Annotated in this window: 17 protein-coding genes and 2 pseudogenes; 11 read left to right on the top strand and 8 right to left on the bottom strand. The window is 60.0% G+C overall.

Annotation, left to right across the window (positions count from 1 at the left end):
- Positions 1-73 precede the first annotated feature (73 nt).
- From QFZ94_RS06830 to ilvD, 5 genes are all read left to right on the top strand, one after another.
- The gene (locus QFZ94_RS06830) at positions 74-1,042 is read left to right on the top strand and encodes an amino acid ABC transporter permease (protein WP_429455977.1); all 969 of its coding nucleotides are present in this window, start codon (positions 74-76) and stop codon (positions 1,040-1,042) included.
- A 78-nt stretch (positions 1,043-1,120) separates the two neighbouring features.
- Positions 1,121-1,765 (top strand): LysE family translocator, encoded by a 645-nt coding sequence (locus QFZ94_RS06825; protein WP_429455976.1) that lies wholly within the window; start codon positions 1,121-1,123, stop codon positions 1,763-1,765.
- 9 nt (positions 1,766-1,774) lie between these two features.
- Entirely contained in the window at positions 1,775-2,221 is a 447-nt protein-coding gene (locus tag QFZ94_RS06820; RefSeq protein WP_429455975.1) for an NUDIX hydrolase, read from the top strand.
- Positions 2,222-2,576: 355 nt separating this feature from the next.
- Positions 2,577-3,722: a branched-chain amino acid ABC transporter substrate-binding protein gene (locus tag QFZ94_RS06815; protein ID WP_429455974.1), complete on the top strand. Its 1,146-nt coding sequence runs from the start codon at positions 2,577-2,579 to the stop codon at positions 3,720-3,722.
- Positions 3,723-3,996: 274 nt separating this feature from the next.
- A complete protein-coding gene (ilvD, locus tag QFZ94_RS06810) occupies positions 3,997-5,859 on the top strand; it encodes a dihydroxy-acid dehydratase (protein WP_368585508.1) in 1,863 nt (620 codons plus the stop codon).
- 118 nt (positions 5,860-5,977) lie between these two features.
- On the opposite strand, the gene QFZ94_RS06805 is transcribed toward ilvD, so the two are convergent.
- Positions 5,978-7,159, bottom strand: a complete 1,182-nt coding sequence (locus tag QFZ94_RS06805) for a GGDEF domain-containing protein (RefSeq protein WP_429455973.1) — start codon at positions 7,157-7,159, stop codon at positions 5,978-5,980.
- A gap of 364 nt (positions 7,160-7,523) precedes the next feature.
- Here QFZ94_RS06805 and QFZ94_RS06800 point away from each other — a divergent pair, with 364 nt between their 5' ends.
- Positions 7,524-7,985: a CHRD domain-containing protein gene (locus QFZ94_RS06800; RefSeq protein ID WP_368585510.1), complete on the top strand. Its 462-nt coding sequence runs from the start codon at positions 7,524-7,526 to the stop codon at positions 7,983-7,985.
- Between the two features lie 44 nt (positions 7,986-8,029).
- Here QFZ94_RS06800 and QFZ94_RS06795 read toward each other — a convergent pair whose 3' ends face one another.
- Positions 8,030-8,722: a cytochrome b/b6 domain-containing protein gene (locus tag QFZ94_RS06795; RefSeq protein ID WP_429455972.1), complete on the bottom strand. Its 693-nt coding sequence runs from the start codon at positions 8,720-8,722 to the stop codon at positions 8,030-8,032.
- Positions 8,723-8,870: 148 nt separating this feature from the next.
- Here QFZ94_RS06795 and QFZ94_RS06790 point away from each other — a divergent pair.
- Positions 8,871-9,470, top strand: a pseudogene (locus QFZ94_RS06790) (sensor histidine kinase); the annotation flags it as partial.
- A 125-nt stretch (positions 9,471-9,595) separates the two neighbouring features.
- Here the strand turns inward: QFZ94_RS06790 and QFZ94_RS06785 are convergent.
- Positions 9,596-10,527 (bottom strand): annotated as a pseudogene (locus QFZ94_RS06785) (MBL fold metallo-hydrolase).
- 252 nt (positions 10,528-10,779) lie between these two features.
- Between QFZ94_RS06785 and QFZ94_RS06780 the strand changes: the two are divergent.
- Together QFZ94_RS06780 and QFZ94_RS06775 are read left to right on the top strand one after the other, a co-directional pair.
- Positions 10,780-11,940 carry an IS30 family transposase gene (locus tag QFZ94_RS06780; protein ID WP_429455971.1) on the top strand — a complete coding sequence of 387 codons (1,161 nt, stop codon included), beginning with the start codon at positions 10,780-10,782 and terminating at the stop codon, positions 11,938-11,940.
- Positions 11,941-12,122: 182 nt separating this feature from the next.
- Positions 12,123-12,878: an SDR family oxidoreductase gene (locus QFZ94_RS06775; RefSeq protein ID WP_429455970.1), complete on the top strand. Its 756-nt coding sequence runs from the start codon at positions 12,123-12,125 to the stop codon at positions 12,876-12,878.
- 134 nt (positions 12,879-13,012) lie between these two features.
- Here the strand turns inward: QFZ94_RS06775 and QFZ94_RS06770 are convergent, their stop codons facing one another.
- The 5 genes from QFZ94_RS06770 to QFZ94_RS06750 all read right to left on the bottom strand — a co-directional run bounded on the left by QFZ94_RS06770 (position 13,013) and on the right by QFZ94_RS06750 (position 17,241).
- Complete coding sequence (locus QFZ94_RS06770) at positions 13,013-13,471, bottom strand: MEKHLA domain-containing protein (RefSeq protein ID WP_368585536.1); 459 nt, start codon at positions 13,469-13,471, stop codon at positions 13,013-13,015.
- 178 nt (positions 13,472-13,649) lie between these two features.
- Complete coding sequence (locus QFZ94_RS06765; protein WP_368585514.1) at positions 13,650-14,486, bottom strand: alpha/beta fold hydrolase; 837 nt, start codon at positions 14,484-14,486, stop codon at positions 13,650-13,652.
- Positions 14,487-14,741: 255 nt separating this feature from the next.
- Complete coding sequence (locus QFZ94_RS06760) at positions 14,742-15,740, bottom strand: bestrophin family protein (protein WP_429457727.1); 999 nt, start codon at positions 15,738-15,740, stop codon at positions 14,742-14,744.
- Positions 15,741-15,947: 207 nt separating this feature from the next.
- Complete coding sequence (locus QFZ94_RS06755) at positions 15,948-16,520, bottom strand: YbhB/YbcL family Raf kinase inhibitor-like protein (RefSeq protein WP_176368732.1); 573 nt, start codon at positions 16,518-16,520, stop codon at positions 15,948-15,950.
- 343 nt (positions 16,521-16,863) lie between these two features.
- A complete protein-coding gene (locus tag QFZ94_RS06750) occupies positions 16,864-17,241 on the bottom strand; it encodes a response regulator (protein ID WP_429455969.1) in 378 nt (125 codons plus the stop codon).
- A gap of 296 nt (positions 17,242-17,537) precedes the next feature.
- On the opposite strand from QFZ94_RS06750, the gene QFZ94_RS06745 reads away from it, so the two are divergent.
- Together QFZ94_RS06745 and QFZ94_RS06740 are read left to right on the top strand one after the other, a co-directional pair.
- Positions 17,538-18,200: a response regulator transcription factor gene (locus tag QFZ94_RS06745; protein WP_429455968.1), complete on the top strand. Its 663-nt coding sequence runs from the start codon at positions 17,538-17,540 to the stop codon at positions 18,198-18,200.
- Positions 18,201-18,582: 382 nt separating this feature from the next.
- Positions 18,583-19,326 carry an SDR family NAD(P)-dependent oxidoreductase gene (locus tag QFZ94_RS06740; RefSeq protein WP_368585518.1) on the top strand — a complete coding sequence of 248 codons (744 nt, stop codon included), beginning with the start codon at positions 18,583-18,585 and terminating at the stop codon, positions 19,324-19,326.
- The last annotated feature ends 400 nt before the right edge of the window (positions 19,327-19,726 follow it).

Here is a 19,726-nt window from a genome sequence, read left to right as displayed (position 1 = left end):
GGCTCGAACACGACGGGCTCGAACACGACCGCCCGTCGTTCGTCGCGCGCTCGGCGGATCTACGGAGGAACACATGTTTGCAGAAGATGCTGACGGCGTCGAGAAACGCAAGCCGGGCACGATTCTCTTCCTGCTCGCGGTGTTGCTGATCGGCGGATACTTCGCGGTGCAGCACGCGCCGGACTGGATGGCCGGCATCGACCACGGCGTGCCCGCGCTCGGCATCGACGCGGCCTTACTGCAGAAGCTGCTCGGCGGCGCGGTCGCGATTGCCGTGCTGGTCGCCAATTGCTATCTGTTGCTGAGGCTTTCGCTGCGCTGGCAGATTACCGTCGCGTGGTGTGAACTCGCGTTGCTGGTCGTGCTGTTCTTCTCGACGTTCAATCTGAGCATAGACTTCATCGAGCGCAAGATCGGCTATCTGGTGCTGCAAGGCGCGACCACCACGCTCTATATCTCGGCGATCTCGATCGCGCTCGCGTTCGTGCTCGCGCTAATTGGCGCACTGGCGAAGCTTTCATCGAACGGGATCGCGATTGGCATCGCGACGTTCTACACGTCGCTGTTTCGTGGCCTGCCGCTGCTGATGCAGATCTTTATTCTGTATCTCGGCCTGCCGCAGCTCGGCTATGTCGTCGATCCGATTCCCGCTGGCGTGGCCGCGTTGTCGTTGTGCTATGGGGCCTATATGACGGAGATCTTTCGCGCCGGCATTCAAAGCATTCCGAAAGGGCAGTGGGATGCGGCACGCGCGCTCGGTCTCAGCCACGGCATGATGATGCGGCTCGTGATTCTGCCGCAGGCGCTGCGCGTGATCATTCCGCCGACCGGCAACCAGTTCATCGCGATGCTGAAGGATAGTTCGCTGGTGTCCGTCGTCGGCGTGTGGGAACTGACCTATGTCGCGACCACCGAGGGGCAGCGCGAATTCCGTCACATGGAGATGCTGATCAGCGCGTCGGTGATCTACTGGCTCGTGTCGATGGTGCTCGAAGTGATCCAGTCGCGGATCGAACGCCGCTTCAGGAGGTCCGCGCGATGACGCCGGTCGCGGCGTTTTTTTCCGTGTCATCATGTCTGGTCTGTTGGAATCCAATCACAACGAACTCCCGGACCTGCCATGTCATTCCATACCTGGTTGCTTTTCGCCGCTGCCTATCTGCTCACCACCATTTCGCCGGGACCGAACGTTCTGCTGGTGATCCGCAACTCGGTTCGCTATGGAAGCCGCGGCGCGGCGGCGAGCGTTGCCGGTAATCTGCTCGCACAAGGAGTCGTCGTCGCGCTGGTCGCGCTCGGTGTCGGCGCGGTATTGACCACGCTGCCGCCGCTCTTCGTCGCGATGAAACTGCTCGGCGCGGGTTATCTGATGTATCTCGGCATCAGGCAACTGCGCGGCGGCGACAGGCAGGCAACGCAGGCCACGCAGCCCACGGGCGTCGCATCGCCCGCTTATACATTCGAGCGCAACAAAGTATTCCGCGAAGCCTTGCTCGTGTCGGGCAGCAATCCGAAGACGATGATCTTTCTTTCGGCGTTCATGCCGCAATTCATCGACCACGAGCGCGGCCTGCCGGAGCAGTTCATCGTGATGTATCTGACAATCGCGGTCACGGTCGCGCTCGTGCACACCATTTATTCGCTCGGCGTGCGCGGTATCCATAAGCGCGTTGGGGCCAGCCGTTGGATCGCGGCGATCAAGCGCGGCAGCGGGCTCGTTTTCGTCGCGCTCGGCATCAAGCTATTGACCGCGCAACGCGCGTAGTCCATCACGATGAACTGCAAGAAAATGAGCCGAATGCAAAGCGTCGTCGATGTGAACGTGCTGTTTCTGAATGGGCAGGGCGAGTGCCTTTTCATGCAGCGCGCGAATACCGGTTTCAGGGACGGCCAGTACGCGCTGATTGCCGGCCATCTCGAACCAGGCGAATCGATCGAAGAGTGTGCGATTCGCGAATCGAAAGAAGAAGCGGGCGTGACGATTGCGCCCGGCGATCTCGAATTCAAGCTCGTGATGCGGCGCGACTCGGACACGAACCGCATCAGCTTCTTTTTCGCGTGCCGTTCATGGCAAGGCGAACCGGCGAACATGGAGCCGCACAAGTGCTCGGGCTTCGTGTGGGCGAAGCCGGACCAGCCGCCGGCGCCGATCGTCGACTATGTGGCGGCCGCTCTCGCGCATATCCGCGAGGGGGTAATGCTGGCCGATTTCAAGCCTTGATTGCGCCATTCCGTTTCCGAAGAATAAGCACGAGATCCAGTTTTATTGGCTGAGTTACTGCTTATTTCGTCACTTTTAATGACGATTCCCTCCGCGAATCAAACGCGCAATCTCCCGCTTCAATAGAGCGACGGAACGACCGCTCATTGACGCCGCGCCAATCCCCATTGCGCCGGAATTTGTCGCTTGCGCCAGTTTTGCGTTATCGTGCTGCACCAAAAAAATGGCGGAGCTGGCTAATTGCCGGCTTGGCCGTATCTCAACTCATCCTGAATCGATGAATGGCAATGTTTGATCAGTATCAGGAATCCCCAGCCATCCGGTTGGCAAGGTAAGTAAAGAGGAGATGTATCGTATGTCGTTCAAGCTTCACAAACTGCTGCCGCTCAGCGCAGCAGTCGTCGCATTCGCGGGCATTGCCGGTACGGCAAATGCGGATCAGGTCGTCAAGATCGGTCACGTCGGTCCGTTGACGGGCGGCTCCGCCCACCTCGGCAAAGACAATGAAAACGGCGCGCGCCTCGCGATCGAGGAAATCAACGCGAAGGGCCTGACGATCGACGCTCAGAAGGTCACGCTCGTGCTCGACGCGCAGGACGACGCAGGCGACCCGCGCCAGGCGACCCAGGTCGCGCAGAAACTCGTCGACGACAAGGTCGTCGCGGTGGTCGGCCACCTGAACTCGGGCGCGTCGATTCCGGCATCGAAGATCTATAGCGACGCGGGCATCGTGCAAATTTCGCCGTCGTCGACGAACCCAGCGTACACGCAGCAGGGCTTCAAGACGACCTACCGCGTCGTCGCGACCGACGCTCAGCAAGGTCCGGCACTCGCCGCCTACGCCGCGAAGACCCTGAACGTGAAGACCGTGGCCGTGGTCGACGATTCGACCGCCTATGGCCAGGGCCTCGCGAACGAATTCGAAAAGACCGCGAAGTCGCTCGGCCTGAAGGTCGTCTCGCACGACGCGACCAACGACAAGGCCGTCGACTTCCGCGCGATCCTGACCAAGATCAAGGGCGAGAATCCCGACGCGATCATGTACGGCGGCATGGATGCGACCGGCGGTCCGTTCGCGAAGCAGGCGCGTCAGCTGGGCCTGCGCGCGAAGATGCTGTCGGGCGACGGCGTGTGCACCGAAAGCCTCGCGGACCTCGCCGGTCCGGCGGCCGGCAACGTGGTGTGCTCGCAGGCCGGCATGGCCGTCGAGCGCATGAACGGCGGCGCGCAATTCGCGGCGAAGTACACGAAGCGCTTCGGTCATCCGATCGAATTCGACGCACCGTTCACGTACGACGCGGTGTATATCGTCGTCGACGCAATGAAGCGCGCGAACTCGACCGACCCGGCGAAGGTGCTGGCCAAGGTCTCGGGCACCGACTACAAGGGCGTGACCGGTCAAACGACGTTCGACGCGAAGGGCGACCTTCAGCACGGCGTGATCTCGCTGTACGACTACAAGGACGGCAAGAAGACGCTGCTCGACGTCGTGAAGATGTAAGAGCGCGGACGCATTAAAAGCGTTGAAAGCACGAAGGGCCGATGAAGCATCGCTTCATCGGCCCTTTGCGTTGACTGAAGCCGGGCGGCGCAAATCGGTTACACGACCGTTACACCGATTAATATGTTTTACGACCTAATTGAGCAGAAAAAATATATTGGACGTCTTACTGGCGTTCTTGCACTATTCGTCTCCAGCGCCGACTCCGCGCTGCGATCCCCACGCCCGCGCGGGCGCTCATCAAAACCGATAACAGCAATACCTGAGGATACAGATGCCCAACTATCGCTCACGCACTTCGACTCATGGCCGCAACATGGCCGGCGCCCGCGCGCTGTGGCGCGCGACCGGCATGAAGGACGACGATTTCGGCAAGCCGATCATCGCGGTCGTGAACTCGTTCACGCAGTTCGTGCCGGGCCACGTGCATCTGCGCGATCTGGGCGCGCTGGTCGCGAAGCAGATCGAAGCGGCCGGCGGCGTGGCGAAGGAATTCAACACGATCGCCGTCGACGACGGCATCGCGATGGGTCACGGCGGCATGCTGTATTCGCTGCCGTCGCGCGAACTGATCGCGGACTCGGTCGAGTACATGGTCAACGCGCACTGCGCGGATGCGATGGTCTGCATCTCGAACTGCGACAAGATCACCCCGGGTATGCTGATGGCCGCGATGCGCCTGAACATTCCGGTCGTGTTCGTGTCGGGCGGCCCGATGGAAGCGGGCAAGGTCAAGTCGCCGACCGACGGCCAGGTGATCGCGAAGATCGATCTGATCGACGCGATGATCAAGGCCGCGGATCCGAAGATCAGCGACGCCGAAGTCGCCGAAGTCGAGCGCAGCGCGTGCCCGACCTGCGGTTCGTGCTCGGGCATGTTCACCGCGAATTCGATGAACTGCCTGACCGAGGCGATCGGCCTCGCGCTGCCGGGCAACGGTACGGTCGTCGCGACGCACGCATGGCGCAAGGGCCTGTTCGAGCAGGCGGGCAGCCTCGTCGTCGATCTGTGCCGCCGCTACTATCAGGAAGAAGATGCCTCGGTCCTGCCGCGCAGCATCGCCACCAAGCAGGCTTTCGAGAACGCGATGACGCTCGACGTCGCGATGGGCGGCTCGACCAACACCGTGCTGCACCTGCTGGCCGCCGCACAGGAAGCGGGCGTCGATTTCACGATGTCGGACATCGATCGCATCTCGCGCAAGGTGCCGTGCCTGTGCAAGGCCGCGCCCATGACCGACAAGTACCACATCGAGGACGTGCATCGCGCGGGCGGCATCATCGGTATTCTCGGCGAGCTCGCGCGCGCGGACCTGCTCGATCTGTCGTGCGGCAATGTGCATAGCGGCACGCTCGGCAACGCGATCGCGAAGTGGGACATCGCCGGCGGCGCGGGCGAGGAAGCGCAGAAGTTCTTCCGCGCGGCGCCCGGCGGCATTCCGACCACCGTCGCGTTCAGCCAGGAAGCGACCTACGCGACGCTCGACACGGACCGCAAGAGCGGCTGCATCCGCAGCAAGGAACACGCGTATTCGAAGGACGGCGGCCTCGCGGTGCTGTACGGCAACCTCGCGGAGAAGGGCTGTATCGTGAAGACCGCGGGTGTCGACGAATCGCAGTGGCTGTTCTCGGGCCGCGCGCGCGTGTTCGAAAGCCAGGACGATGCGGTCGATGCGATTCTCGGCGACAAGGTCGTGCCGGGCGACGTCGTGGTGATTCGCTACGAAGGTCCGAAGGGCGGTCCGGGCATGCAGGAAATGCTGTACCCCACTTCGTATCTGAAGTCGAAGGGTCTCGGCAAGAGCTGTGCGCTGTTTACCGATGGCCGTTTTTCGGGCGGCTCGTCGGGTCTCGTGATCGGCCATGCGTCGCCGGAAGCGGCGGAAGGCGGCACGATCGGTCTGGTCGAAGACGGCGACGTGATCGAGATCGACATTCCGCAGCGCAAGATGCATCTGGCGGTGTCGAATGAAGAGCTCGCACGCCGTCGTGCGGCGATGGAAGCGCGCGGCGCCGATGCATGGCAGCCGGCCAATCGCGAGCGTGTGGTGTCGCAGGCCTTGCAGGCGTATGCGGCGCTCGCGACCTCGGCCGATCGCGGCGCGGTGCGCGATATTTCGCAATTGAAGCGCAAGTAAAGCGCGGATCATCGCGGCGGCCCGGTTCGCGGTGACGCGGCGGGCCGAACAAGGACCGGTATGCGGGAGACTGCATGCCGGTTTTTTTGCAGTCGCAGTGCCCCGCGCGGCGCCTTCCTTAAGCCGGAAAACTGGCAACGAGGTCATCGGCAGGCTGCGAAGACCCCGCCACCATCACGCAGTTTCTGCCGTTGGCTTTCGCGGCATAGAGCGCCCTGTCGGCTCTCGCCATTACCGACGCAACGGTATCGCCATCGCCGAATTCGTCGACGCCAGCGCTGAGTGTGCAAGCGGCGTCGCCGGTCGGAGCACGCGCAACAGACGCCGCGACGAGTGCGCGCAACCGGTTCGTGAGACGGGCCGCTTGCTCTTTGCCGGTCAGTGGCATCAGCAGCGCAAACTCTTCACCGCCGATGCGGCCAAGGACGTCGCTTTGCCGTAGATCGCGCGATATCGTCAACGCAACATGCGCAAGGGCCTGGTCGCCGGCCGCATGCCCGTATCTGTCGTTGATGCCTTTGAAGTTATCGATGTCCAGGATCGCGATGGACAGCTTCGACTTCGCCACCTTTGCCAGCTCGAACAGCGCCTCCGCGCGCGCGATGAAAGCGCGCCGTCCGAGCGCGCCAGTCAGATCGTCGATAGTGGCGAGGCGTTCCATCCGCTCCGCCAGCCGGTCATGAGCCAGCATCACCATGCCGACCGACAGGCATGGCAAAGTCAGGATGGCCATGCCGAGAAACGCGACGTTTAGCGGCGTTTCCTCCAGAAACACCGATTCATGCGCTAGCCCCGACCCATAGACGACACAGCGTACTGCGTGGACGACCGCCCCCAACACCGCGGCAACAGCCACGAAGTGGTAGCCGTATTTCGGTCTGCCCGCAGGCCGGTACCGCTGCACGACCCAGGCGATCACAAATCGGATGTACGCGAGAAAACCCGAGATCATCGCGCCCCGGGCACTGACGTCAGGCCGCACGTAGGTCCAATAAACGAGTCCCGCCAGGATCGCGCACAGCGCGCCGTACTCCCAGATCACCGATGGCGGCCGATGAAAGAATTGCCGGAAGCCGTGAATCGCGAGGAGCGACGCGACGAGCAGCAATACGCTCGCGCCCAGTACGACGAGATCCGACCTACGGAACAGGAGGAGCGTGGCCGTGACGGCCAGCAGACCACTCGCCACGCACCAACGACGTATTCCTGGAACCTGAGTGTGAAACAGCGAGCCTAGAACGGCGACGCTCATCAGGCAGGACAAAATCGCAATGCCGATCAGCGCGTTCGGGATGGACATGGCAGCGTAACAATGGGTGTGATCCATGAAGGCGCCTGGCGCAATATGAGGTCGCACCGGTTACATCCGCTGCCTTCGCGCAAAGCGCATATCGTACCGGAAGAATTTTTCGCTTCGGATCGATTTTCAACGATTTTCGCCCGACGTTTTCCTTTCGAAACGCTGTCCACACTTCTCGGACCTCGACGCAACGGGGCGGTCGTCATGCCCGGACCGGAGTTCGGCCTTATGCGAACTTCGCGTAACGGCCGGCTTGCGTCTATGCTTGACTCACTTGTTCGGCTGTCTACGACGTCGACGAGCTCTTCTGCAGTCTTCAATAATCGCCCGTTCACCAAGGGCAAACCCAACAGGAGAAAACCAGATGTCACGATCCATCACGCGGCGCGCTTTCATGGTGTTCGGTGGTTTGGCCTTAGCGGGTACGCTGACTTTGGCGCAAGCGGCGCCCGTCTCGTTCGAGGTGCCTTTGACGGGCGCTCAACAGGTGCCCCCGGTGCAGACGCCGGGCAGCGGCAACGCCAAGCTCACGTACGACTCCAGCACTCGGGTCGTCACCTGGAACATCACCTTCAGCGGATTGACGAGTCCGACCACGATGGCGCATTTCCACGGACCCGCTCCGGCCGGTAAAAACGCCGGCGTAAAGGTCTGGATCTCGCAGAAAGGCTCCACTGAGGTGACGAGCCCGATGACCGGTCAGGCCACGCTATCTCCGGACGAAGCGAAGATGTTCGAAGCGGGTGAGATGTACATCAACGTCCACACGAAGAACAATCCGAACGGCGAGATTCGTGGCCAGGTGACGCCGCCGAAGGGCGGCTGAAGCAGGCACGGCAGCAGCGCCCCGAGTTCGGGTGTGCGGCTTGCTCACAGATAAGCCGCAAGCAGCATCACCACGGCAACGCCGACGCCGAGCGGCAGCAGCGCCAGCAGCGCTGGCGCTTGGCGCGGCGCGTCCACGGACGAGGGCAGCAGTTTGTAGCCGGTCAGCATCGGACGCAGCAGGTTGTGTCCCTTCGCGACTGCGTAGACGGCGATCACGAGAACGTGCAGCGCCATGGCCGCGAGCAGCACGTACCAGAGCAGCCCATGCAGCGCCGAGATTGCGTTGGCGAGCCACGCGGGTACCAGTTCGCTCAACGGGCCTTCGTCGGCGATGTCGTTGTTGACGTAGAGCCCGCTCAGCGTCTCGGTCAGCAGCAAGGCGAGCAGAAATAGAACCATCCAGCCGCCGGCTGCATTGTGGCCGACCTGCACATCCGGTTCGCGATGAAACAGCCGGCGCAAATGACGAAGCGCGGCCGCGGGCGATGCCACGAAACTGCGAAAGCGCGCGGTTTCGCTGCCAAAGCAGCCCCATAGCAGCCGGAAAATCACCAGGGCGAGCAGCGTCTCGCCGACGCGCACGTGCCAGTCGATCCAGTTCAGCTTCAGGGTGATATAGGCCGCAGCGACCAGCGCGACCACCAGCCAGTGAAAGAGTCGCACCGGCGCGTCCCAGACCAGCACCGGGCGGGGCACTGGCTGTGTCGGCCGCGTGACGGGTTTGTGTGCATCCATGTATTGGGCCTACGTGCGCGATCGGCGGTTTGGCGGTGCGTGGACTGGCGGTAGCGGGCGATTAAGCATACCTCTCACTGATGCCTGACGTACTGCGCCGAATGCGCTCGAACTGAACTTCGATAAACTGCACTAGCGGCGTAATAGCATTTCGGGCTTCTGCGCCTTGGCGAAAATCGCCCAGGCGCTGGGCGTCAGGGTGCTTGCCGAAGCGCAGGAAGAACGGCTGATTGCCGCGCTGATCCACGATGACATGGTCAGCGTGCTGCGAAGCTATCGCGCGAATCCGAAGCTGCTGCCGCCGTTCGAGCCGCGCCTGAACGGCTACGTGTCGGCGGCGGACCAATCACAGCTGACGCTGCCGTCGAGCGTCGCCGGGATGCCTGCCGGAACGCACGAGATCATCGTCGGCGACCAGGAAATTCACGTCGCCATTGCCGGGTTGGAAGGGGCACGGCTCTACCGTGTCTATGACTTCAGCCGTTACGAGAAACACTTCAAGCAGATGATCAACGTGCTGATGGCCGGTACGGGGCTTTTTGCGCTGCTGACCATCTGGCTTTCATTCGGCGTCTCGGGACTGCTGGTACGCCAGGTTGCCGGCCTTGCCCGCCAGGTCAATGCGCTTCGGCACGAAAACGCGGCGCTGATCGATCCGGGCAGGTATGACGAAGCCGAAATTGCAGGACTGGTCGAGGCTTTCAACGACTATCACCGACGCATGGCCAACATGATCGCGCGAGAAAAAGACTTACACGCAATAAGCAATGGCAGTGGTCGTTAACAAAAAAACCGCTACGAGTCTCGTGAACTCGTGGCGGTCTTCCGACAATCGTCGGTCTATACGACGATGGTTGATAGTCGAGGCGTCAATCAGTAGTCCCACTGCACCGGTACGAAACGGAAGCTTTCGCCGTGCTTCGCAACGTGACCGATGGACGGGAATGCGACATGCGCTGCTGCCAGCAGAGAGCCGGTTTCAGCGGCTTCGTTGAATAGCGCGATTCGCACGTCCACAGCCTTTTCAGGATCGTGCTCGAAGCCATTTTGCCAAGCAGGATTATCGAAGCCGACCTCGAAAATTGCGTCGCCTACGAACGTCAGCTTCTCGCCCTTTGATGCGACGTCGACGACGCAGTGCCCCGGCGTGTGCCCGCCCGTCACGCGTGCCGACACGCCCGCTGCGATTTCGACGGTTCGATCGAACCGCACGATGTTTTCGCCGTAGAGTTCCACGAACTTTGCAGCAGCCTTGCGAAGCGCCGGAGAACCGATTCCGGCATCACCGTCTTGCTGAAGTCCGGCTTTTTCCAGAACTCCACTTCCGTGGCCGACACGTGAATGCGCACGTCGGGGCGCAGCTTGGCCTTGACGCCAGCAACGTTGAGCCCGCCGACGTGATCCATGTGCATATGCGTAATCACGATATCGGTAATCGCAGCCAGGTCGATGCCAGCCGTTTCCAGGCGCATCACCGAGCGACCGGCGCGCGAAAAGTATTCGAAGCCGTCGCCCACGCCCGAGTCGATCAGGATCAGGCGTTCGCCGCTGCGCACGAGCGCGATATTCAGCGCCCAGTCGAACATGTCACGTTGCAGGAAACGGCCATCGAACCATTCGTTGCGGTCCGCTTCGCTCACGTTAGTGGACATGGTGGAGGTGGGCAGCGGCAGAATGCCGTCGCTGATCAGCACGACGTCGATGTCACCCACGCGCACGGCGTAGCGCGAAGATACGAGTTCGCCTGAATCTTCTTTGCCAAGGTTGGCGATAACCGGCTGCACATTGCGGGTAGTTGCGCTCATCTTCAATAGTCCTGTTGATTAAGTGGGGTAAGCCGCACTGGGCGACGCGGTTCACGAGCACGACCACGAGTTTCGCGCGCTTCGTTGTGCTCGCGTTTCGACTGATCGTCAGAGCGATTTTAGTTAGGCTGGCGAACGTAAGTAGTGTCGCAAATGCGTTTATCGTGTTGTCCGAATGGCAACAATCGAAGGGCGGATTCAACCGGTCGATGCAACACAATGAACGCTGCATGAGCGGCGGGAGTGTTGCAAATGAAACAGCGACACCGGATTTACTACAGCGAGAAGCAGAAAGCGCTGATGTGGGAGCGCTGGCGAAAGGGTGAGTCTCTCGAGCATATCGCCCAGCTCTTCGATCGCCACCACTCGTCCGTGCAGCGGATCATCGGCGAAGCCGGTGGAATCCCGCCGGCAAAGCGACATCGTTCGCGGCTGGCGCTAACATTAGCCGAGCGGGAAGAGATATCGAGCGCGCTTGTTGCTGGCGATTCGATCCAGTCAATCGCCAGTCGGCTTGCGCGGGCTCCCTCTACCATCTGCCGCGAGATCAAACGCAACAGTGGGCAGGATGGCTATCGGGCAAGTCACGCCGATCAGCTTGCCTGGGATCGGGCGCAGCGGCCCAAAGTCTGTAAGCTGGTCGAACACCGGATGTTGGCACGCATCGTGGCAGACAAACTTCAACTGGAGTGGTCGCCCGAGCAGATCGCGGGATGGCTCAGGCGCGCGTACCCGGACAACGAGGATTACCACGTGTCACACGAGACCATCTACCGCAGTCTCTTCATCCAGGCCCGTGGTGTCTTGAAGAAGGAATTGCTCGAACATTTGCGGCGTACCCGGGTCATGCGGCGTTCCCGCCATTACACGCAGAAGACGGGCGACCACGGCAGGATCCGCGACACGGTGTCGATCAGCGAACGTCCAGCCACGATCGAGGACCGCGCAGTGCCGGGACATTGGGAGGGTGATCTGCTTTGCGGCAGCGGGAGCAGCCAGATTGCGACGCTCGTCGAGCGCCAGACACGCTATGTGATGCTGGTGAAGATTGCCAGCAAGGACAGCGAGGTGGTTGCCGATGCGCTCATCAAACATGCCTGCAAATTGCCCCAGGAACTCTACAAATCGCTAACCTGGGATCGCGGCACTGAGATGGCCAGCCACAAACGCTTTACTGTTGCCACGGACATTGCCGTCTACTTCTGCGACCCACAACATCCCTGGCAGCGTGGGTCGAACGAGAACACGAATGGACTGTTGAGGCAATACTTCCCGAAAGGTACCGACCTGTCGGTGTATTCACAGACTAGGCTCAATGCTGTGGCGAGACGGCTCAATGAACGTCCGAGGAAGACACTGAATTACGAAACGCCAGCCGAGCGGTTTAACCAAACTATTGCATCGACCGGTTGAATCCGCCAAGCCCATGTTGATTGATGTTCCGCGCGCAACACTGTGGATGCCGGCAACGATCTACCGCAGGAAGCAGCACGTACGTACGATCGCTCGTGGATGGCCCGCCGTCGCCGCGCACGCCGAATATGGCGCCATACGCGGCGGCAATCTGTAGAGGCAACATCGCATGGAGAAACTACATGAAGTTCATCGTCATTGGCGGTACGGGACTTATCGGCAGCAAGGTGGTGAAGAACCTGCGTGAGCGCGGCCATACCGCCGTCGCGGCTTCTCCAGCAACGGGCGTGAATACGTTCACGAACGAAGGACTGCGGGTGGCGCTCGAGGGGGCCGACGTCGTCGTCGATCTTGCCAATTCACCTTCGTTCGAGGACAACGCCGTTTTGGCCTTCTTCGAAACGTCGGGCCGCAACCTGTTCGCGGCGGAAATCGAGGCCGGCGTCCGGCATCACGTCGCGCTTTCTGTCGTCGGCACCGGCAGGCTTTCGCAAAGCGGCTATTTCCGCGCCAAGATCGCGCAGGAAAAACTCATTCGCGATTCGGGCGTGCCATACACGATCGTGCATTCCACACAGTTCTTCGAGTTCCTCGGTGGCATTGCGCAATCGGGCACCGAGGGCGACAGCGTCCGGCTCTCGCCCGCTTTCTTCCAGCCAATCTCGTCCGACGACGTGGCCGTGGCCGTGACGGACTTCTCGGTTGGCGAGCCGCGCAACGGCATCGTGGAAATCGCCGGGCCGGAACGCGTTCGACTTGCGGCAATGGTGCGACGCTATCTACAGGCGACGCATGATAACCGTACGGTCTTCGAAGATGCCGACGCGCGTTACTTCGGCGCGCAACTGCAGGACGACACGCTTGTGCCAGGTCCGCATGCGCGGCTGGGCTCTGTCGATTTCGACGCGTGGTTCCGGCAGGCCCAGGCGGTGAAGTAAACGCGACCCATGAAGGCGCGTTATCAGAGGTCTTAGCGTCGAGCTATTCCACTCGTCGATTAGCGCTCCCCCTGTTTGCCCGTCTGGTAAGGCGGGCTTTTTTTCTGTTCATACCGGAGTGCCCATACGCACGATCAGATGTCGCGCGTGTGTGGAATGATCACCGCCTGGCCGTGCAGTGTGCCGTTCGCGTCGAGTAGCTGCCACAGTGTGGCTTGCTCGATCATGAAGCGCTCGCCAGACTTGGTAACACGCACGCCCCGGTAGTTCGTCTCGTAGCCGAGCCGCTGCACGCGTTCGAGGAATTGCTGCCGTTCCTCACGATTCGGGGCCTCGGCGGAAAGCCGCGACGGCAGCCTGGTGATTTCATCCCAGCTATATCCAAAGCGGCGCTGTGCGGCCTTGTTGCCGTAAATAAAGACCGGGTCGGGATCGGTATTGTGCGCGAGTACCGCGAATGAGGCATGTTCATAGAGCCATTCGGTCGCTTCAGCAACGGGCATGACGTGAGGAACCAGACTGTGGCCGACTAGCCGGGCGTAACTATCGGAAAGGAGTTGGTAAAAAGACGGATCACGGTGAAGTGGAATCATCGGATTTATATCGACGAAGAACATTGGGGACACTGGGTCGCGGAATCCTGATCCAGATTGTCCATGATTGGTGCATCCAGGTCGACCAACAGAGACCTGACGGGGACAGCGGTGTTGAGCGGCCGGTCGAAACCATTGCCGCACCAAAAAGCCCGCCGAAGCGGGCCTATGTTAAACGTTAACTGCGCACGAAGGCGAGCAGATCCGCGTTGAGGACCTCTGCGTTCACCGTCAACATGCCGTGCGGAAAAGCCGGGTACGTCTTCAGTGTCCCGTTCTTCAACAGCTTGATCGACTTCAGCGCCGCAGCGGCGATCGGTACGATCTGGTCGTCGTCTCCATGCAGTACGAGCGTCGGGACGGTAATCGCCTTGAGATCTTCCGTCTGGTCAGTTTCCGAGAAGGCTTTGATGCCCTCATAGTGCGCTTCCGCACTACCCATCATTGCCTGCCGCCACCAGTTTTGGACCACACCTTGGTACACGGTCGCGCCGGGACGGTTGAAGCCGTAGAAAGGACCGGCCGCGACGTCGAGGAAGAACTGGGCTCGATTGTCTGCAAGCGCTTTCCGGAAACCGTCGAAGACTTCGACTGGTAGACCTTCTGGATTTGCGTCAGTCTTGAGCATGAGCGGAGGCACGGCACTGACCAGGACGGCTTTGGCTACTCGTCCCGCCGGCTGCCCGTGTTTCGCTACATACCGGGTTGCCTCGCCGCCGCCCGTCGAATGGCCGATATGCACCGCGTTATGCAGATCGAGTGCTTCAACGACGGCAAAGGCATCGGCAGCGTAATGGTCCATGTCATGACCGCCCGAGACCTGCGACGAACGACCATGGCCGCGCCGATCATGCGCGATGACGCGGTAGCCTTTCTGCACGAAGAACAGCATCTGCGTATCCCAGTCGTCGGAAGATAGCGGCCAACCGTGATGGAAGACGATAGGCTGGGCGTCCTTTGGGCCCCAGTCTTTGTAGAAGATATCGACATTGTCCATAGTCCTGACGTACGGCATGGTCATGCTCCTTTGACGTTATCCGCGCTAGGAGACGGATCATCGTGATCCGGCGCCCGCGCAACAGAAGTCACCGCTTCGGCACGAACGCTCGCAAAAAGCGGACGAAGCAAAGCGATGTGAAGACAGGCATTGGGACGGAACAAAGACGTACCGTCGGAAACATCGTAGCAGTCGCAAGGGTATGCGAACCATGCTTAATGTTGCCGGACATGCAACACGGTGAGCCGTCCCGCCCGCCTCACGGTCCTCGGGCTACAGGGCAATCGTCTGCTGTTCGAGATCCTCCGTTCGCTCGCCTAGCATCGATCGAACATCGCGCTCGATGTGCGCGCACAGCGTCGAAATCGGCACGTCATTCGCGCTTCCTTCAAACGGGTTTTCAGTGCTGTCGCCCACCTGTTCGAGCGAGGTGTACATCCACGACACGGCCACGCTGAACGGCACGACGAGCCATATCATGTTTCCGTGCATAAAGCCGCTCACGCTGTCGTTGAGCCTGTCGAATTCTCGCAGTAGGCCAAACGGAAAAAGCAGGCAAAAGAAGCGGACGAATAGCGCGCACACGGTTGCGTATTGACGGGGATACGGAAATTCCTTCAACTGTTCTGCCTTTGCTTGCAAATCAATGAAATCGCCCAACGCGCGTTGAAGTTCCAGATAGTACGACGGATGCAGTTTTCCCGCCGCGTGAAGCTTCTGCAGACATGCGCCTTGGGCGCTCAGCAGGCTTGTCGCGGCGCTCGGGGAATCGAGCGTCTGCTCGGTCTCCAGCACAGTCAAATATTTGCGCAGCGCTTCTTCGAGACTCCTTTCCCATTCGGGCACCCTGTAGTGCCGACGGTATTCGGTATTGAATCGCTTGCTCATGCTTTCCCACACGCGCGGGCGGCGCAGCGAGTAACGCAATGCAGTGAGCCAGGCGAGATGACGGTCGATCAACTGCCGGCTGGTGCTGTCGTCGTCCAGAAAATCGCGGGCAAGCTGGCCCCAGCGCCGGCTCGCGCTCACGATGCCTGTCCAGATCGTTTGGGCATCCATCGCCCTGTTATAGGTCTGAACGTTCTTGAAGCCGACAATGAACGACGTGGCGGTGCCAAGCAGAACGACGATCGTGAGCGGCACTGACAGCCACGCCATGCCGCAAAACTTGAAGAGAATGACGGGCAACGTGCCCCAGATGATGAGGGCATAGATTTGCCTTCTCGTCCAGAACAGGAACTCCGATAACTTATAAGATTTGCCGAGGTGCATGGCGCGGCTACCTGGTGACGCGGTGACGTTCGCCTGCGATTGACTCATGCGTGGACAGTCGCTTGAGGGCTCAGGCGGGATAAGGCCTTTCGACTCGCACGTGAAAGATGCAACCAGGCACGCAGAGCATGACCTGTGCATCCATCATCTGACGCTCCGTGGGGCTACCTCGGCTTGTCGCTAACGTGAATCCGCGCGGGACGCAGTTCAATTCGGCGCACTCTGGTACGTTGCGACGAAGCGCGCCTGTGCGACGATCTTGCCGTGCATCTGAAACGCAACGAGCGCCGGACTCGACGCAGCACTGACGTCGATATGTGGCACGTCAAGTGCGTACGCAGTGACCACATAGCGATGCGGCTTGCCTTGCGGCGGACAGGGCCCGCCGTACTTTGATATGCCGAAGTCAGTCAGCGTTTCAATGGCGCCAGCCGGCAGCAGTTGTCCGTTGCCGGAGGCGCCTTTCTGAAGCGACGTCTGCGAGGGCGGTATGTTGGCAACCGCCCAGTGAGTCCAGCCCAGACCTCCCGTCGGCGCATCGGGATCGTGGATGGTCACGACGACGCTGCGGGCTTCGGCCGGTAGGTGCGACCAGGACACACCGGGCGACACGTTCTCGCCGTGGCAACCGAATCCGCTGTACACCTGTTCATTCCTGAAGCGGCCATGATCGAGGTCGGCAACTTTGAGGGAAAACGGTTCAGCGGCGGCGACCGCGGGCAGCGTTGCGAGTAGCGCGCATACGCAGACAGCTTTTCGTGGCAGGACAAAGAGTCCCATGTCAGCCTCCTGTGATTGAAGAAAGTGCAGTGACTTCGCTGTCAGACGGTATCGCGCGCCGGTGCGCGGTGGAAGCCGGGCCACGGAAACCACTGTGTTGCCTCGTGCGCAACAAGCACCTGTCCCGTGAGCGTGATGCAATTCCAGAGGGCGCCCGCTCAGTGCGGATGCCTGGTCAACGAGGGCGCGAGGGGGGGGCTGGCGTTCAACGGGACGATGGGCGATTCTCGGTTGTTCGAATCGATCCAGATCCAATGCAGGACTGCGGCTGGTTACTTCGCGCGATCACACAAACTGTGCGCGGCTTGAAGGAAGGATGCGCGCTTATCTGACGTTCATAACGCTAACTGGAACGCGTGCTCGTCACCGCCTCGATGGCAGCTGTCAGGTCTTTGGCACTCAAAGGCTTGGTCAGAAACGCACAGGCGCCCGTGGCTAGCGCTTCCTGCTGCAGTTCAGGCTTCGGATAGGCGGAGACAAATACTGTTGGTATGGACCGTCCGGTTTCGATCAGACGCAGAGTCAATTCGAAGCCCGACATGCCGGGCATCTGTACGTCCGAAATGATGCAATCGGGCTGCGTTTCTCCGGTACGTGCGATCAGGTCCGCTCCAGACTCGAAGGTCAAGACAACGTAATCGAGCGATCTGAGCAGGCTTGAGAGTCCAGATCGAAACGAGGGATCGTCATCAACGACCCAGATTACCTGTGGCGAGCGCAATTATCCTTCTCCCAGTCCGCGCCGGCTGCGACGGTTTGGCCGCCGTGTCGTGTGTGCGCAAACGAAGGATACTCAACGTAGAGCCCCGTTGAAAGCATACGCGGGTATATCGAGAGGTTAGTGCGGGTCGTGGGTGGAATGCGGGAGGCGAGTGAGCTACGCACTGCAGCGGGCGGTGCCGGCGATGCCGGCACCGCCTCGCCAGAATCCTACATTTAAATTACACTTCGGGAGGCAGTTTAAATCTTGGTGCGCAACCGATGCGTTGTGCACATCAGTACAGGAAAGGAACGCGAATGGAGAAAAATACCTTTCCAGCCGTGGCTAACACCGACGGTGCAATTGTCTATGTAATCGACGACGACGCGTCGCTTCGCTCGTCGCTCTCGAGCTTACTGCGTTCGTGCGGATATTCGGTGCGAACCTTTGAGGGGACGCGCGATTTCATTTCGGCCGAAAAACCAGGTGTTCCGAGCTGCCTGCTACTGGACGTTCGCCTGCAGGGGGAGAGTGGTTTGACGTTCCAGTTGAGCGCGAGAAGGCATCAGGTCGACATGCCAATTATCGTCATGACTGCCCATGCGGATATTGAAATGTCGGTGGAGGCCATGAAAGCCGGCGCCGTTGATTTCCTGACCAAACCTGTCCGGGAGCAACGTGTTATCGACGCTGTTTCATCGGCGATCGGTCGTCATGCCGAGCAATTGGAAAAATCTCTGACAAGGGTTGCGCTGCTGGCGCGTTATAACACGCTTACCGCGCGGGAGCGTGAAGTGATCTGGTTCGTTGTGAAGGGGTTTTTGAACAAGCAGATCGCTGCTGAAATGAACTTGAGCGAAATAACCATCAAGATGTACCGCGGCGCTGCGATGAAGAAGCTTGAAGCGCTATCGCTTCCCGATCTGATCAGAAAGACGGACCTCATCAAGGATTGTGTCTCGACGAAACAGGAATGGTGATAGCGCACCTTCGCGGAGCCTGACAGCGCGGCGCTATGTCCTCCCGCCGGACCGAACAGGTTTCGCGTGCGTAATTGTAGTGAACCGATCTCCGCGTATTTGTGACATCGCGGACAAACAGTTGATCCGGTTTTTCATGAAACAGATCATCCTGATCGCTTTAGTATTTCATCTCTGCCGCTCTGGATTTTGCCTCATCTTCGATATGGGTATCTAACTAGCCGAACTTGTCGAGGAAGTAGAATAATCCATATCCGATTGGAAATTGTGACCTTGATCATCATGCGTTGAATTTTGATTTAGTGCTTCACTCTTATTGCCATGATTTTTCTGAAGGACCAATTTGTCCTACAGAAAAACAGCCGCCAGGAAGGAAAGAACGATGCTTAAGGATTTTGAAGGTCGTCTCGCTGTGGTCACGGGAGCGAGTTCCGGAATTGGGCTTGCGACTACCCGTCGCTTATTAAACAATGGGGCGCGCGTGCTGGCGATGAGTCGAACGAAAGGGGGTTTGGCGGCATTGCAGTCGACATTCGACGAGAGGCTCGTATGGATCAAAGGGGACGTCACACGAAGTGACGATCTCGAGTTGCTTTCTGCGGAGGCCCAGCGGCTGGGTCCGATCGACTTTCTGGTGCCGAATGCAGGCATCGCTATATTGGACGACGGTCTTGAAGCCGCGGCGTTCGAGCGTCAATGGGCAGTGAACGGAGCGGGTGCGCTGAACACGCTTTCAGTGGTGCGAGAACAGTTGGCGAAACCTGCGTCGGTTGTGTTCATCGGGACGTTTCTGTCACAGACAACATTTCCGGGGCTGGGCGCGTATATAGCATCAAAGGCGGCGGTCAAGGCGCATGCGCGGACGCTCGCAGTGGAACTGGCACCACATGGCGTCAGAATCAATCTGGTCTCGCCGGGACCAACCGCTACAGCAATCTGGTCCTCGTTGGGCTTGCCAGATGATCAGCTTTCCGCGATTGCCGAACGTGTCAATCGGCGTTTGCTTCCTGGCCGCTTCCTCGAGGCCGATGCGGTAGCCGACACAATCATGTTTTTGCTGTCGCCGGCGTCTCGCGGGATATATGGTCAAGACTTGATAGTCGATAATGGCTATACGTTGGCCTAGGACATTTATCTTCGGCCGCGCGTCTGCACTCAGACGGCTATTCCGCTGAAATACATTTGGGACCCAACATCGCATTCGAACTGAACGCGATGTTGCGTTGCTGTCTCTCGGTCGGCTGTTCAAGCCTTGTTCAAGCGCGCCGAGAATCGATTTGTCTTATCCTGACGCACCATTCCATCCGCCTTCGTCTCGCACACGACAAGGTGCGCGTTTGCATGGCCATCCATGCGCAAACGGCTTCGAAGCGGGAGCTCGACATCAACTGCGGTTTCAGACCGGCGAACGAGTGGGTAACGATAGACCCGCAGGCTGACCCGCGGCCTTTCCCGGGCGCTTGAAACGGGTGGCGAGCGCGAGATGCGGGCCGTCGAGCCTGTGGTCGATACTCCGACGCTTGCCC

It is taken from the genome of Paraburkholderia sp. JPY465, from assembly GCF_050436725.1.
Taxonomy (GTDB): domain Bacteria; phylum Pseudomonadota; class Gammaproteobacteria; order Burkholderiales; family Burkholderiaceae; genus Paraburkholderia; species Paraburkholderia youngii.
The sequence above is the reverse complement of the archived record's forward strand: the minus strand, read 5'-3'. Positions and strand labels throughout refer to the sequence as shown.

Bases quoted from the DNA above. Each gene is read 5' to 3' on its own strand.
- QFZ94_RS06755 (WP_176368732.1), bottom strand. From the start codon at position 16,520: ATGGGACTCTTTGTCCTGCCACGAAAAGCTGTCTGCGTATGCGCGCTA.
- QFZ94_RS06770 (WP_368585536.1), bottom strand. From the start codon at position 13,471: ATGATTCCACTTCACCGTGATCCGTCTTTTTACCAACTCCTTTCCGAT.
- QFZ94_RS06745 (WP_429455968.1), top strand. From the start codon at position 17,538: ATGGAGAAAAATACCTTTCCAGCCGTGGCTAACACCGACGGTGCAATT.
- ilvD (WP_368585508.1), top strand. From the start codon at position 3,997: ATGCCCAACTATCGCTCACGCACTTCGACTCATGGCCGCAACATGGCC.
- QFZ94_RS06765 (WP_368585514.1), bottom strand. From the start codon at position 14,486: ATGCCGTACGTCAGGACTATGGACAATGTCGATATCTTCTACAAAGAC.
- QFZ94_RS06740 (WP_368585518.1), top strand. From the start codon at position 18,583: ATGCTTAAGGATTTTGAAGGTCGTCTCGCTGTGGTCACGGGAGCGAGT.
- QFZ94_RS06820 (WP_429455975.1), top strand. From the start codon at position 1,775: ATGAACTGCAAGAAAATGAGCCGAATGCAAAGCGTCGTCGATGTGAAC.
- QFZ94_RS06800 (WP_368585510.1), top strand. From the start codon at position 7,524: ATGTCACGATCCATCACGCGGCGCGCTTTCATGGTGTTCGGTGGTTTG.
- QFZ94_RS06815 (WP_429455974.1), top strand. From the start codon at position 2,577: ATGTCGTTCAAGCTTCACAAACTGCTGCCGCTCAGCGCAGCAGTCGTC.
- QFZ94_RS06825 (WP_429455976.1), top strand. From the start codon at position 1,121: ATGTCATTCCATACCTGGTTGCTTTTCGCCGCTGCCTATCTGCTCACC.
- QFZ94_RS06760 (WP_429457727.1), bottom strand. From the start codon at position 15,740: ATGCACCTCGGCAAATCTTATAAGTTATCGGAGTTCCTGTTCTGGACG.
- QFZ94_RS06780 (WP_429455971.1), top strand. From the start codon at position 10,780: ATGAAACAGCGACACCGGATTTACTACAGCGAGAAGCAGAAAGCGCTG.
- QFZ94_RS06830 (WP_429455977.1), top strand. From the start codon at position 74: ATGTTTGCAGAAGATGCTGACGGCGTCGAGAAACGCAAGCCGGGCACG.
- QFZ94_RS06795 (WP_429455972.1), bottom strand. From the start codon at position 8,722: ATGGATGCACACAAACCCGTCACGCGGCCGACACAGCCAGTGCCCCGC.
- QFZ94_RS06805 (WP_429455973.1), bottom strand. From the start codon at position 7,159: ATGTCCATCCCGAACGCGCTGATCGGCATTGCGATTTTGTCCTGCCTG.
- QFZ94_RS06775 (WP_429455970.1), top strand. From the start codon at position 12,123: ATGAAGTTCATCGTCATTGGCGGTACGGGACTTATCGGCAGCAAGGTG.